Source organism: Aeromonas sp. HMWF014 (assembly GCF_963878295.1).
Lineage (GTDB): Bacteria > Pseudomonadota > Gammaproteobacteria > Enterobacterales > Aeromonadaceae > Aeromonas > Aeromonas popoffii.
Window position 1 is genome coordinate 1 of record NZ_CAWNYS010000567.1, and the last position, 14486, is coordinate 14486.

A 14486-nucleotide genomic window follows, 5' to 3' on the forward strand; every position below is an offset into this window, starting at 1 on the left:
TGCTGATCCTTGCGGGAGGCCAGCAGATCCCGAGCCACCTGCCGGTCCTGCTCCGGCTCGCCGTAGCGCTTGGCAGAGCCCGCCAGTGGATGGGTGAAGACCTCGCCCCCGCTGACCCGCAGCAGCAGCTCCGGGCTGGCGCCGAGCAAGCGGCGATCTTGCCCGAGCGGCAGAGAGAAGTGAAAGGCATGGGGGTTCTGGCTCATCAGGCGGGCCAGCACCCGCTCGGGATCGGCGGGCTTGTGCAGCGTGAGGATCAGCTTGCGCGACAACACAACCTTGGCAAGGTGACCCTGTGCAAACGCATTCAGCGCCGAGCTGACAGAGGCCTTGAATTCGGCCGCCGCCGGCGTGCTCTGCACCGAGATGACCTGGTTGGTCTCGGCGGCACGCTCCGCTGCGGGCGTTCGCACTCCCCGCTCATAACGGCCGGGCACATAGAGGCAGGAGGCGTCGGCCGGGTCGAACGCGAAGGCGCCGATCAGCAGCGGATTAGCTTGCCCTGCGGCCTCGGCCGCCGCCAGCGCCCTCGCTATCTGTCGCTCCAGCAAGGACCATTCGCAGGCGGGCGTGGTGATAGGCTGACCCAGGTCGTAGGCGCTGATCGTGCCCTGACCTGAGGTAAACAAGAAATCGGGCGGGGACGCAGCCTGGGCAGGCGCGCTATTTTCCATCACAAGAGTATCCACGTTACACCCTCAAATATGACTCAAAATGATAATGATTATCAGTTTGCATTTGTGGGGCGGTAAAATACTCGCTTTGAAATCACCCGGTCAATGGGATTTTTATATCGATAAAACTGGAACTTATCTGTGGATATTTGACAAACCGCGCCACTGGCGGCCTGCCATGCCAGGCATCTAAGGGGTTACTCGTATGAATACAGATTCCATACCCCATATGAGGCGGCGACAAAAACGGGAGCCGCGTGCTCAGACTGGCAGCCAGGGGTATTTCCCCCTAAGATGGCGCCCTCTGTTTGGTCACGTCCCTCAACTTACGGAACTGTCGATGTTAAAGTACCTGCTTCTGCTCCCTCTCAGCCTGCTGCTGGCAGCCTGTTCGCTCACCCAGTACAACGTCAGCGAAGGTGAAATCAACCAATACCTCAAAGAGAGGGTCGCCTTCGAGAAACAGCTGGGGATCCCCGGCATCATGTCGAGCAAGATCCGCCTGGATGAGATGCACAGCCGCATCGGCCGCGCCAGCGCCGATCGGGTGGAACTTGATGCTGCCGGTGATCTGCAGGTCAGCAGCCCCCTTGGCAGCCAGCAGGTGAAGATCCGCATCTCCCTCAGCGCTCGCCCCGACTATGTGGCCGAGCAGGGGGCCATCTACCTGCGTGACCTCGAACTCATCTCAATCCAGACAGAGCCAGCCGACGTGGGTGCCGCCCTCACACCGCTGCTGCCCACCTTCAACCAGTCGCTCTCGCTGTTCCTCTCCCAGACGCCCGTCTACCGGCTGGATGACAGCCGCAAGAACGAAGCCAGGATCAAGGAGAAAGTCGGGGCACTCAAGGTGGAGCCCGGCCGACTGGTCATCCCCTTCAAACTGCTGTGACCCCCAAGCCGCGCCCCTCTTCTCTTCAACCCCCGGGCGCGGCTTTTTCTTCTCAAGCCCCCCACCTTGGTACATAATGCGCACCATTCTCATTTAGATTCATGAGAAGCGTCATAATAAAATCAAACATATGGTGAGAAGGGACATGAGAAAAACCGTACTGGTCCAGGCGATCGCCTGCGCCCTCCTGAGCGGTGCCGCACACGCCGCCGTCAAAGTAGAAGACAACACATTCAATACCGCCGCCAACATGCTGGCCTACACCGAATTCGAACTCTCCGGCGAGCCGCTGGCCGAGGCCCTCGGTCTGGATCTGGATGTGCTGGACGCCAACCGCGCCAATGAGCCAACTCCGTTCGACTTCGCCGCTGGCATCGAATCCTACGAGTACTCCGAAGAGGCCATGTACGCCCTCAACTACCAATCCGGCATGGGCCCTCATCTGGTGAACGGGCCGCAAAACCTGGCCCGTGGCGGCACCATGGCCTCTCTGGGGCAACGGGTACTGGCCATGGCCGATGCCGTTGGCTTCCCGGCCGATGAAGTGCCACAGGGCATGTATCCCCTCTCCCTGCCCTATGCCTCCGCCAATCCGGAGTTTGCACAAGCGGTGAACACCACCCCGGTCAACGGCGATCAGATCACCATCAAGACCGCCAAGGGCAACGAGAAGAGCGTCAGGACACTGATACCGGCCTACTTCCGCGACTACACCACCCTGCGCTGGAGCGGCAGTGACAACCTGCTGGTGCCCGCAGCCGTGGGCGGCATATTGCTCAAAGAGGTGATGTGGTCTCAGGATTTCCTCGGCGGTATGCACGTGGCGGAAACCGATGAAGAGGTGGAAGCGGCTTCCGCCACCATGGATCAGGATGGCAAGCACAAGCTGGGCGTCTCCGCCGCTGACGGTTTCAACGGCATGATGCTGACCGAGCAATCCATCGACAAGCTGACCATCATGCAGAACCAGCTCGGCTTCGACGGCAAGCAACTGGGCGCCAGGATCACCCCGCAATACGATCCGGCCAAGGGCGTCGTCTACTTCCCCCATCAGGTGAAAGTGACCGAAACCAGCAGGCATGACGTGGGCGCCATCGGCACGCTGGAAGTGGTGGATGACTCCGCCCAGCTACGCGATGCCTGGATGATGCTGTGGCCGCTCTCCGAGTTCTATGCCTTCAGCGATCAGCGCAGCGCCAACACCAACCAGAACCCGGCCTTCCACGCCGTGTTTGATGGCGCGCCGTTTGCCGCCGCCCCGGCTGCCAACCAGGCCAATGATCTGGGCAAGGCAGTCGCTGGCAGCGATGCCTTCTCGCTGGCGATCAATCTATCCAACCTCACCTTCAAGAACCTGGCGGCCCTGCACTTTGATGCCAAGGCCGGCACCCTGGTCGACAGCTGGCAGGCGGGCAAACAGGGCAAGCACGTCACCACCTTTGACGCCGCTTACGCCCTGGTCGCCCTGCAGATCTTCCAGCGCGCTCAGGATGCGCTGCCGGTCGGTTACGCCGCCGGTGACAACGGCGAGCTGAACCTCAAGACCAAACAGGGTCAGCAGGCACTCGATTTGATCCGCAAGCAGGCCGATTTCATCCTTGCCAATCTCAAGGGCAAAAACGGTCTGGTGCATGACGGCATCACCCTGGGCGGCAAGCTCGACGCTGGCCACTCCATCGATGCGCAGTTCGCGGCCATCCGTGGTCTGACCGCCGCCTTCCTCGCCACCTCCGATGCCAAGTACCGCACGGCCGCCCGCGAGCTGTTCATCGCGACCGACAAGGCCTACTTCAATCAGAAGGCCGGCACCTGGCTGGCGGGCAAACAGGGTGAATACACCCCCTGGACCCAGGCTGCCATCTCCGGCGCCCTGCGCTCTGCCATGCTGAACCTGCGTAACGAAGGGGCCGAGAAGGCGCCCGAGCTGGAGCTGGCCAAGCTGACCGGTCAGTACGTCAGCTGGTTCCGTGGCACCGTCAACGGCGGCATGCAGATGGCCGAGTGGATCGGTGACTCCGGCGAGAACATCATCGAAGGTGCCGGCAGTGACACCGACGAAGATGGTGTTCCGCAAGTGACCGCCGCCGGTGGCCAGCATGGCACCGCCATGGTGATGGCCGCCAAAGCGGTGGTAAGCGAGTAATCATCGCCATTCACCAGCATGAAAAAGGGAGCCAATATGGCTCCCTTTGCATGACAGCGTCTGACACAGTTTCAAGGTACTTTTTTCACAACCCGGCTAAACCAGCTTGTCCAGCATCTCCTTGGTCACCAGCACGATCCCCTGCTCGGAGCGGTAGAAGCGGCGGCTATCTTCATCGGCATTCTCGCCCACCACCAGCCCATCGGGCAGGACACACCCTTTATCCACCACCACCCGGCGCAGACGGCAACCGGCGCCGATCTCGACCCCGGGGAAGATGATGGCCTGATCCAGGGTGCAGAAGGAGTGCACCCGCACATTGGTAAAGAGCACCGAATTGAGCACGAACGACCCGCTAACGATGGTGCCGCCCGAGAACATGGAGTTGATGGTCATGCCGTGCTGACCATTACGATCCTGCACAAACTTGGCCGGTGGCGTCAGGGTCTGGCTGGTCCAGATGGGCCAGTTCTGATCGTAGATATCGAGCTCGGGCAGAACGGAGGCGAGATCCATGTTCGCTTCCCAGAACGAGTCCAGAGTACCCACGTCACGCCAGTAGGGTTTTTGACCCTCACGCGCCCCGACACAGGACATGTTGAAGGGGTGAGCAAACGCCATCCCCTCCTCCACGATACGGGGGATCACATCCATCCCGAAGTCGTGTTTGGAGTCCTGATTGAGAATGTCCTCCTCCAGCAGTTGGTAGAGGTATTCCGCCTCGAAGATATAGATCCCCATAGAGGCCAGCGAGCGATCCTCGCAACCCGGCATGGCCGGTGGATTGGCCGGTTTTTCGACGAAGGCACGGATTTTGCGCTGCTCGTCAATATCCATGACCCCGAAGGCAGACGCCTCCGCCCGTGGCACCTCGATACAAGCCACTGTCACCTTGGCACCGAGACGCACGTGATCAAGCAGCATGGCGGCGTAATCCATCTTGTAGATGTGATCCCCCGCCAGCACCACCAGGTATTTGGGGCCGTAGTCACGGATGATGTCGACGTTCTGATAGATGGCATCGGCGGTGCCGCGATACCAGTGCACCTCATCTACCCGTTGCTGGGCAGGCAGCAGGTCGATGAATTCGTTCATCTGGTAACGCAGGAAGGACCAGCCCGATTGCAGGTGGCGCAGCAGGCTGTGAGACTTGTATTGGGTGACCACACCAACGCGGCGGATCCCCGAGTTGATACAGTTGGAGAGCACAAAATCAATGATCCGGAATTTGCCACCGAAATGGACGGCAGGCTTGGCGCGGTTGTCGGTCAACTGCTTCAGGCGACTGCCACGTCCACCCGCCAGCACCAGTGCCATACTCTGGTTCAATAATTGTCGTGCTTTGGCACTATTTTCGGGCTCTAACAACATGATTTACCTCTGCCTTGTTTGATCTATTTTCAACCCATCTTCGCCTGTTTCGGCACCTGTGAAAGTGGTTTCACTCACAATTAACCGATTTCAATTGGCCCTTTTCCAGGAGGTGAGCGGGATCCCATGCTTTACACCCTGAGCTTGGTTAGAATTTCAACATCACACGAATCATCAAGGATGACAAGATGTTGAACAAGCTCGGGAGTAACCTGTTACTGATCGCGGCCATCACCTGTGTTGCTCTGCTGTTGTTACAAGGTATCTGGCTCGCCGTTCAGGCTACCCCCTTCACCCTGATCCTCATCGTCGGCACGACCCTGCTCGGCTTTGGCCTGCTGTTCATGCTGGCCTATCGCGCCCGCAACGCCGAGCGTGATCAGCAGGAACAGGTCTGGCTCACGGCACTGCGACTGCGCGATCCCGCCTGTCTGGAGAGCCCGGCGGCCCGGGAGGCCTTGCAACAACTGCTGACCCGGTTCAGTGAAGCCGAGCTCGACGCCCACCGTCAGATCAGCGAGCTACACCATCAGGCGACCCAGGATGAGCTGACCCAATTGCAAAACCGCCACGCGTTCCGGCGCGACATGACGGCGTTGCTGCAGCGGGATCAGGATACCCAGACCGCCACCCTGGTGCTGATCCGCGCCACCGAACTTGGCAAGCTCAATGCCCAGCGCGGCTTTCAGTCGGGGGATGCCTATATCAAGGATATTGCCAATCTCATCACCCGGGTGGTCGGCCGATTCCCGGGTCATCAGGTCTATCGCATCTCGGGTGCCGACTTCGCCGTGCTGGTGCAGCCGGTGGCCAACATACCGCCGCCCCTGCTCGGCCGGGATCTGAAAGTCGCCTTCGACCACTATCAGCAGCAACATGAACTGGAGAGCGCCGCCTACTCGGGGCTAACACGCCTGAGCAGCGGGCAGAAGATAGAGGCGATTCTGGCACGGGCGGATCTGGCTCTGGCCCACGCCCAGACAGAAACGGTCAACGGCTGGGCCATTCAACAGGACGATGACGTGGTGGAACTGCAGGGCCAGCACCACTGGAAGCTGGTGCTCAATGATCTGCTGGAGCAGGAGCACATCAGTTTTACCTATCAGCCCATCCAGCCCATGCACCCCAGCATGCTGGCCTACAACGAGATCTATGCCCGCTTCAGCGGCGCCGACGGCACTGTGTTGCCGACCGACACCCTGTTTGCCATGGCTCAACGGCTGGACATGGTGATGCGACTGGAGCAGATGCTGATCATCCACGTCATGCGCCAGTACCGGGCATTCGATGCCAACCAGAGCCGCTGGGGCATCAGCCTCTCCAGCAACCTGTTGCAAAACAGCGCCTTCCTGATCTGGCTCGACCGGCAATTGCTCAAGGATCCCAACACCAGCGCCAATCTGGTATTCGAGCTGGATGAGGAGCATCTGGAGCGCAACATGACGGGGGCCAAGCGGGTGTTCGAGCTGCTCAGACGCAACGGCAGTCGTTCCGCCATCTGCAACTTCGGCAAGGGGATAGGGTCGTTTACTCTGTTTCGCGAGTTAAAACCCGACTACATCAAGCTGGATCCTGCCCTGCTCACTGGGCTGGAGCAGGACCTGACCAATCAGCAGTTCGTGCGGATGATCGTTGATGTATCACACCGCATGGGCTGCCAGGTGATAGCGGAAGGGGTGGAGCAGCTTGGCCAGAAACAACTGCTACAGAGCATGTACGTGGACGGGTTGCAAGGTTATCTCATCGCCAAGCCCCAGCCGTTGCGGCCGGATATCAGCCACCTTGGCCTGTTTACTGAGGACGCTTCAACTTCAGCAGAGTCAGAATGATGTCATTGAGCTGGCGATAACGTTCCAGCTCCTTCTGATCGTAACGGGTCGCCAGGGTGGTGGGATTGTGGCGATTCTTGAGGTAACGGTTGATCTGCAGGCGGTTGAACCCCGCCACCTGATAGATCTGGCCCAGCAGGCCATTGAGCTCTTCGTGCTCGAAGCCGGCTCTGGCGAGGTAATCGCTTTGGGCAGGGCTCTCCAGCTGGCTGCCCTGTTTGGCGATGCGGCCAGTCTCTTGCAAATAGGAGAGCCACTGTTCGAGATAAAGCGGCTTGCAGCCCGCCAGCAGATTGAAGAAACCCACTGCATCGCAGCGGCACCCGGTTAACAGCAGCACGGCCAGTTGATCGTCATCACAGCTGAAGGTGACGGGGCCGCTCTGCCCCCAGTCCAGCGCCTGAACCCGGATCTCGGCGCGCTCCCCTGCGATGCCGGTTACGTCGAATACAAACATGGCTCCTCCCGCTCGGCAAAAGGTTGATGATGGACCATACCCCCTACAGGTGCAAAGCCAAATCGCCTTTTCATTCAGCATTCTGTACGCGCGCCATAAAAAAACCGACATCCTCGCGGATATCGGTTCTTCAGGCATCCGATGGCCGTGGCCATCAATGCAGAACGGTTCAGGCGTCCAGTTCGACCAGTGCCTTGGCCAATTCTATGGGTTCGAGCTCCTGGCCTTCCAGATCGGCATTCCAGTTCGGGCCGATCAGCACATCGTCCTCGTCCAGATCGTTGATCCAGATGTCGAGGAACTCTTCCAGCTCGATCACTTCCGGCTCGTAGTCGGCCCACTCGTCCACACAATGCAGGCGTGCATCGACCTCGGCCGACCAGAGCGGCATCACATCGGCATCTTCAAATTCGGCAGAGCGGCAGACGACCCAGTCTTCACCGTAACGCAAGCCCCACACCTGACCCGACTCGCGGACTTCTTCGATGAACAGTTGGAAATTGGCGTCAAGATTGTCAGTTAACTTACTCATGGGGCTCTCTCTTTATCGGGTGCTGCGGCCACGGCAGTGCCGAGTGGCAATGCGGTGGCCAAATGGTGTCGCAAAAGTGACATGGACTCAAGCATCTTGGGATTATTCGCACAAAAAACTGCCCGATGCCGTGTTTTACCTGATAAAACGCCTCCCGAAGGAGGCGTTTGCCATGGCCGGGATCAACGCTCCCAGTAAACCTCTTCCAGGCTGTCTTCCTTCTCGGGCAGACCACGAGAGAGGCGTGGGCTACTCTGGGCCAGCACCTCATAGCTGACCCGGTTGGCGTACTTGCACACCTGGGCCAGGGAGGAGTAGGTCAGAAACTCGGACATGTGCTTGGCGGAGTTCGGCACATTCATGCGGTGATAGGCGTTGGCCACCATGTCGTGCAGCACGGCAGAAAGCGCGCCATCCCCTGCCCCGTTGGTGTTCTTGATCTTCTCCGGCCCCCCCATGTAAGGGGAGATGTGGGAGTAGATGCGGGCAGGCTTGCGGCACTTGGCACGGGCCATGGGACGACTGAACTCATACATGTTGAACTCGGGGATGACACCGGGCAGCAGGGTATGAGTGGTCTCGCGCTTGTAGTCTTCCTCCGTGTAGCTCGCCATGTAAAGGCCGATGGGACCGGCAGTGCAGAGCACCATGTCGGCCCAGTCCAGCGCCTTGTCAGCGGCGCCGAGGGGATCGGCGATGCCGGTCAGGGCCTCGGCCTCATCTTCATTCATCGCCAGCACAGTCACGTTCTCGGCGATGAAATCGCGCCACCACTGGGGATTCTCGGCAATGACGAAGCGGGTGCCCAGGGTCAGCACCACGGGCACGCCAGCCTCGCGGGCGTAGCGCACGGCAGCCATGGCGGCCTCCTTCATGGGAGTGCCATTTTCACCACGCACCAGATAGGCGGTGATCACCAGAGCGGAGGACTCCTTGATGACGGCTTCGGGAATGTGCGCCACATCGAGGTGATCCATCTTGCCGGCGTTGATGCCAAAGCTGCGCTCACCGCACTCGGTGATGAAGGTGAAGCAGCGACCGACCGGGCCATCAACCGGCTGCAGATAATCGAGGTTGACGCGGGAAGAGGTGTTGCACAGATAGCGGTAGGCGTAGCTGCCGATGCGGATATCCTGGCTCATGACGCCAAGCAGGATGGAGTGGGAATCCGCCAGCACAGAGTAGTTGTGCATGGTGTTGCCTATGGTGCCACCGGCAAACTCGCTCACCACCATGTTGTTGGTCTTGAGCTCTTCGTAGACCCGTTCGGCCACATCGTCACTGATCACCACAGAGTGGCCCTTGCTCAGACCATAACGGTTCAGGAAGTCCTCATCCACATGGGCTTCGATGTCCACCAGGGTCTGATCGATTCCCACCACATAGGCTTTGCCAAGTTCGGTAAGCAGGGGATTTTGCGGGATCAGGGGATCACGCCTGTCGACCGGGAAGTAGTGTTTGGACTTGCGCTGACCGGGAAATTTCATGGCAATGTTCTGTGCTCTGGGGGAAAGAGGGGCGGGATTTTAACACAATCCGCTGCGCCGAAAAGTCGCCTGATTAAAATAGGGCGTCAGTATAGACAAGGGCTGCAGAGGAAAACGTTTATCCCAATCCCATCAAAAAACCACTTCACCGTGACGTGGTTTTTCTGTCAGCAAAGACCAGGAGATCAGCCGAACGAGAGCCCCTGCACCAGGGCCAGCACGGAGAAGAGTCCCAGCGCCAGCCAGAACAGCAGGGTACCAAACAGCCGTGGCATGTTGGGGGCCCTGGGGATCTGGATACCGATGGCGTGCAGTATGCGCCCTACCAGCAGGCAGAGACCGCCAAGATGCAACCAGAGCGCCCCGACCCCCGCCAGTTCACACAGGGCCATCAGCAGCAGGGTCAGCGGCACGTACTCGGCGAAATTGCCGTGGGCGCGGATCGCAGAGCGCATCTCGGGCGCCTCCCCTTCCCCTATCATCACCTTGAACTGGGCACGGCGCTTGACCACCCAGAAGGAGAGCAGCAGGAACAACAGCCCCAGCAGGCCCGCGTAAATCAGCGTGATATGCATCATCATGGCACTCCTTATCCTTGGATCTTGAACGCGGAAAAAACCTGGTCGGCTCGCGCTGCGGGCAAGGTGCTCATCATGCCAGCTCGCGGCAGATGAGGGACACCATCATGCGAATGTGGGCCTGATCGCTGTTGAGAGCCGGTATGTATTCAAACTGCTCGCCACCGGCGGCCATGAAGATCTCCCGGTTCTGCACCTCGATCTCTTCCAGGGTTTCAAGGCAGTCGGCGGAAAAGGCCGGGCAAACCACATCGAGCCGCTTGATACCGGTCGCCGGCAAGTCGGCGATGGTCAGGTCCGTGTAGGGCTTGAGCCACTCCTCCTTGCCAAAGCGGGACTGGAAACTGGCGGTCCACTGGCCAGCCTCGAGCCCGAGCGCCTCAGCCAGCAGAGAAGCAGTGTGGCGACACTGGTGACCATAGGGGTCGCCTTCGTTCTCGTAACGCTCCGGAATACCGTGGAACGACATCAGCAGGTGATCGCCCTGCCCGTGCAGCTCCCAATGGCGGCGCACGCTCATGGCCAGCGCCTGAATGTATTCGGGGTGGGCATGGTAATCACGAATGAGCCGTACCACCGGCAGGTTGCGCTCTTTCTTCATCGCTTTGGCCCAGGCATCGAACACCGGGGCCGTGGTGCTGACCGAATATTGCGGATAGAGCGGCAGCAGAATAACCCGGTTGACTCCCTTGGCCTTGAGCGCCTGCCAGCCATCGTTGATGGAGGGCGAGCCATAGGTCATGGCCAGCTCCACCGGCACCTCGACCCCTTCCCGCTTGAGCTCCTGCTCCAGCGCCGCGCGCTGCTGCTTGCTTATCACCATCAACGGCGAACCCTGCTCTGTCCACACCTGCTGATAAAGCTTGGCCACCCTGGGGGAGCGCGTCGGCAGAATGATAAAGTGGAGCAGCGGGCACCAGAGGTAACGAGGCAGGTCGACCACCCGCGGGTCGTGCAGAAACTGGCTGAGAAAGGCCTTGACGGCGGCCGTGGTTGGCGCGGCTGGGGTCCCCAGATTGACCAGCAAGATCCCGGTTTTCGTGGTCACGTTAGCGTCCTGTCTTCCTGTCTGAATGCAAGAAAGGGCCCATGCCGGGCCCTTGTCTCAATTGCCATCGGCACGAGCCATGGCGGGCTTAGCCCAGTATGGTTGCCAGCTGCTTGCTGACCAGATCCACCGGCTGAGTGCCGTCGATCTTGACGTAACGGGTGTTGCCCGCGTCCGCCTCTTTACCGTAGAAACCGATGAGCGGCGCGGTCTGCTGATGGTAGACATCCAGACGCTTGCGCACTGTGGTCTCTTCGTCATCGGCACGGATCACCAGATCCTCACCTGTCACGTCATCCTTGCCTTCCACTTTCGGCGGGTTGAACACCACGTGGTAGGTACGGCCCGAGCCGGAGTGGACACGACGACCGCTCATGCGCTTGACGATCTCTTCGTCCGGCACAGCAAACTCCAGCACGAAGTCGACCACAACACCGGCATCCTTCATGGCTTGCGCCTGGGGAATGGTGCGCGGGAAACCATCCAGCAGGAAGCCGTTGGCGCAATCCGGTTGGGCGATACGCTCTTTGACCAGGCCGATGATGATGTCGTCAGAGACGAGCTGACCTGCGTCCATCACGGCTTTGGCCTTGAGGCCCAGCTCGGTGCCCGCCTTGATCGCCGCACGCAGCATGTCGCCGGTGGAGATCTGCGGAATACCGTGTTTTTCCATGATGAACTGAGCCTGAGTACCTTTGCCGGCACCCGGAGCCCCCAACAGAACAATGCGCATACACGCTCCTATTGCTTGGTTATTCAATTCTTGAGAAGGCAAAAAACTACACGGTTTCGCTCATTTTCACAAGCTTGCCCCGTGTGAGTGGCTTATTTTTCACCATGTTACCAAAGCGGCGAGGCGACTCGAGCCGCAACGCTACCCTGAAAAAATGAGTGAAAATGCAGCGTCCTCCATAACAAGGAGAGGCGCTTGCCCCTTGTCAGGCAAGCGCCATATAAAAAAGGCCCACTGCATGCAGTGGGCCGAAACATCATGCCAGGAGTAACAGACGGTTGATACGGGAGACAAAGCTCGCCGGATCATTCAGCCCGCCCTGCTCGGCCAGCTGGGCCTGTTCGTGCAGCAGGGTAACCCACTCGCCAAACAGCGCCTCGTCTTCGATGGTGTCGAGCTTCTTCACCAGCGCATGGTCAGGGTTGAGCTCCAGAATGTACTTCTGCTCAGGTACCGGCTGGCCGGCTGCGCGCATCAGCTTGATCATCTGGGTGCTCATGCCGTGGTCGTCGGTGACGATGCAGGAGGGTGAATCGGTCAGACGGTGGGTGACACGCACCTCTTTCACCGCATCGGCCAAGCTCTGCTTGACGCGCGCGACCAGACCGGCGTTGACCTTCTCGGCCTCTTCTTGCGCCTGCTTGGATGCCTCGTCCTCCAGCTCGCCGAGATCCAGCTCGCCACGGGTCACCGAGACCAGCTGCTTGCCATCGAACTCGGTCAGGTGGCTCATCAGCCACTCGTCGACACGCTCCCACATCAGCAGCACTTCGACCCCCTTCTTGCGGAAGATCTCGAGGTGCGGGCTGTTCTTGGCGGCAGCGTAGGAGTCAGCAGTGATGTAGTAAATCTTCTGCTGGCCTTCCTTCATGCGGCCCACGTAATCCTCGAGAGAGACGGTCTGGGCTTCGCCCTCGCCCGCCGTGCTGGCAAAGCGCAGGAGCTTGGCGATCTCTTCGCGGTTGGCGTGATCCTCGGCCGGGCCCTCTTTGAGCACGTTGCCGAACTCGCTCCAGAACTTGGCATACTTCTCGCTGTCATCCTTGGCCAGCTTGGCCAGCATGGTCAGCACCCGCTTGGAGCAGGCCTTGCGCAGGGAGACAGTCACCTTGTTGTCTTGCAGAATTTCACGGCTGACGTTGAGCGGCAGATCGTTGGAGTCCAGCACCCCTTTGACGAAGCGCAGGTAGGCCGGCATAAACTGCTCGGCGTCGTCCATGATGAAGACGCGCTGCACGTACAGCTTCAGGCCGTGCTTCTGATCCCGGTTGTAGAGATCGAAGGGGGCACGGGCCGGCACGTAGAGCAGGCTGGTGTACTCCTGCGCCCCTTCCACCCGGTTGTGACCCCAGAGCAGCGGATCTTCAAAATCGTGGGCGACGTGCTTGTAGAACTCCTGATACTCCTCGTCCTTGATCTCTTTCGGGCTGCGCGTCCACAGGGCAGTGGCGCGGTTGACCTGCTCCCACTCGCCCGGCGTGCCGACGATGGTTTCGCCATCCTCTTCACGGTCCGGGGTGCCCTCTTTGTACATCTCCACCGGCACACTGATGTGGTCGGAATACTTGGCGACCACGGCGCGCAGACGCCAGTCGTCGAGGAACTCACTCTCTTCTGCTCGCAGGTGCAAGATGACGTCGGTACCACGACCGGCTTTGGTCACATCGGCCACGGTGAAGGAGCCTTCCCCTTCCGATTCCCACTGCACGCCTTGCTCAGGCTCGGTACCGGCGGCGCGGGACACCACGGTTACCTTGTCGGCCACGATGAAGGCGGAGTAGAAACCGACCCCGAACTGACCAATCAACTGGGAATCCTTGCCCTGATCACCGGACAAGTTTTTGAAAAAGTCAGCGGTGCCGGACTTGGCGATGGTACCCAGATGCTCAATCACCTGATCCCGGCTCATACCTATGCCGTTATCGGAGATGGTCAGGGTCCGATTCTCTTTATCAACCACCAGGCGAACGCGCAACTGGCCGTCGTTTTCAAACAAAGAGGCATCGGAAAGCGCCTTGAAGCGCAGCTTGTCCGCCGCATCGGAGGCGTTGGAGATCAGCTCGCGCAGGAACACTTCTTTGTTGGAGTAGAGGCTGTGGGCCATCAGGCTCAGCAGTTGTTTGACTTCAGTCTGAAACCCGTGGGTTTCGGCATGAACGCTTTGGGTCATCGACACTATCCTCAGGCGATTCGGGTTGAACACATTCCTGATACAAGATGGGGCCTGGGATCCCCATTTCAAGGGGGATAAGTCTGCTGACGGTGCGAATGGCGATTTTTGCGCCAGCGCACTGACAAACGCCGCCCATCGGCCAAACAAAAAACCCGCCGGGGCGGGTTTGAAAAACAAGTGACTGACGCGAACTTAGTTAAGGGGTTGACGCCCCATCAAGGAGTGAGAAAGCGTGGTGCCATCCACCAGCTCCAACTCGCCGCCCACCGGCACGCCGTGGGCAATCCGGCTCACCTTGACGCCAGCAGCGCGGGCCATGTCGGCTATGTACCAGGCGGTGGCATCCCCTTCAATGGTGGGGTTGGTGGCCAGGATCAGCTCGCTGATGGACTCCGCCTTCAGACGCCGCTCCAGGATCTCCAGCCCCAGCTCTTCCGGGCCTATGCCATCGAGGGGTGACAGGTGCCCCATCAGCACGAAGTAACGACCGGAGAACTGGCCTGTGTGCTCGATGGCGGCCACGTCCGCCGGGCTCTCAACCACGCACAGCAGGCCGCTCTCTTCCCGCT

At 59.7% G+C, this 14486-nt stretch carries 13 protein-coding genes; 3 read left to right on the plus strand and 10 right to left on the minus strand.

Annotated features, from left to right (window positions below; genetic code table 11):
• The coding region (locus AAC083_RS21830) for a chorismate-binding protein (protein ID WP_219927851.1) at positions 1-689 on the minus strand (689 nt) is incomplete at its 3' end.
• Positions 690-1014: 325 nt separating this feature from the next.
• Here AAC083_RS21830 and AAC083_RS21835 point away from each other — a divergent pair.
• Both AAC083_RS21835 and AAC083_RS21840 read left to right on the plus strand, forming a co-directional pair.
• Entirely contained in the window at positions 1015-1566 is a 552-nt protein-coding gene (locus AAC083_RS21835; protein WP_042034245.1) for a lipoprotein, read from the plus strand.
• A gap of 145 nt (positions 1567-1711) precedes the next feature.
• The gene (locus AAC083_RS21840) at positions 1712-3709 is read left to right on the plus strand and encodes a hypothetical protein (protein WP_108535579.1); all 1998 of its coding nucleotides are present in this window, start codon (positions 1712-1714) and stop codon (positions 3707-3709) included.
• Positions 3710-3805: 96 nt separating this feature from the next.
• Here AAC083_RS21840 and glgC read toward each other — a convergent pair whose 3' ends face one another.
• Positions 3806-5080, minus strand: a complete 1275-nt coding sequence (glgC, locus tag AAC083_RS21845; RefSeq protein WP_042034247.1) for a glucose-1-phosphate adenylyltransferase — start codon at positions 5078-5080, stop codon at positions 3806-3808.
• A gap of 188 nt (positions 5081-5268) precedes the next feature.
• On the opposite strand from glgC, the gene AAC083_RS21850 reads away from it, so the two are divergent.
• Positions 5269-6909, plus strand: a complete 1641-nt coding sequence (locus tag AAC083_RS21850) for an EAL domain-containing protein (RefSeq protein WP_108535580.1) — start codon at positions 5269-5271, stop codon at positions 6907-6909.
• On the opposite strand, the gene AAC083_RS21855 is transcribed toward AAC083_RS21850, so the two are convergent.
• From AAC083_RS21855 to recR, 8 genes are all read right to left on the minus strand, one after another.
• Positions 6872-7366, minus strand: coding sequence for a hypothetical protein (locus AAC083_RS21855; RefSeq protein WP_042034250.1), 495 nt, complete (start codon positions 7364-7366; stop codon positions 6872-6874). The genes AAC083_RS21850 and AAC083_RS21855 overlap by 38 nt on opposite strands.
• A gap of 169 nt (positions 7367-7535) precedes the next feature.
• Positions 7536-7898, minus strand: a complete 363-nt coding sequence (locus tag AAC083_RS21860) for a DUF2750 domain-containing protein (RefSeq protein WP_042034251.1) — start codon at positions 7896-7898, stop codon at positions 7536-7538.
• A gap of 182 nt (positions 7899-8080) precedes the next feature.
• A complete protein-coding gene (locus AAC083_RS21865; protein WP_108535581.1) occupies positions 8081-9385 on the minus strand; it encodes an inosine/guanosine kinase in 1305 nt (434 codons plus the stop codon).
• A 185-nt stretch (positions 9386-9570) separates the two neighbouring features.
• Positions 9571-9963 carry an MAPEG family protein gene (locus AAC083_RS21870; RefSeq protein WP_042034254.1) on the minus strand — a complete coding sequence of 131 codons (393 nt, stop codon included), beginning with the start codon at positions 9961-9963 and terminating at the stop codon, positions 9571-9573.
• A 73-nt stretch (positions 9964-10036) separates the two neighbouring features.
• Positions 10037-11011, minus strand: coding sequence for a ferrochelatase (hemH, locus tag AAC083_RS21875; protein WP_108535582.1), 975 nt, complete (start codon positions 11009-11011; stop codon positions 10037-10039).
• A gap of 88 nt (positions 11012-11099) precedes the next feature.
• Positions 11100-11744 carry an adenylate kinase gene (adk, locus tag AAC083_RS21880; protein WP_108535583.1) on the minus strand — a complete coding sequence of 215 codons (645 nt, stop codon included), beginning with the start codon at positions 11742-11744 and terminating at the stop codon, positions 11100-11102.
• 256 nt (positions 11745-12000) lie between these two features.
• A complete protein-coding gene (gene htpG, locus AAC083_RS21885) occupies positions 12001-13914 on the minus strand; it encodes a molecular chaperone HtpG (RefSeq protein WP_108535584.1) in 1914 nt (637 codons plus the stop codon).
• A gap of 195 nt (positions 13915-14109) precedes the next feature.
• Positions 14110-14486: recombination mediator RecR (recR, locus tag AAC083_RS21890; RefSeq protein WP_108535585.1), on the minus strand; the 377-nt coding region annotated here is incomplete at its 5' end.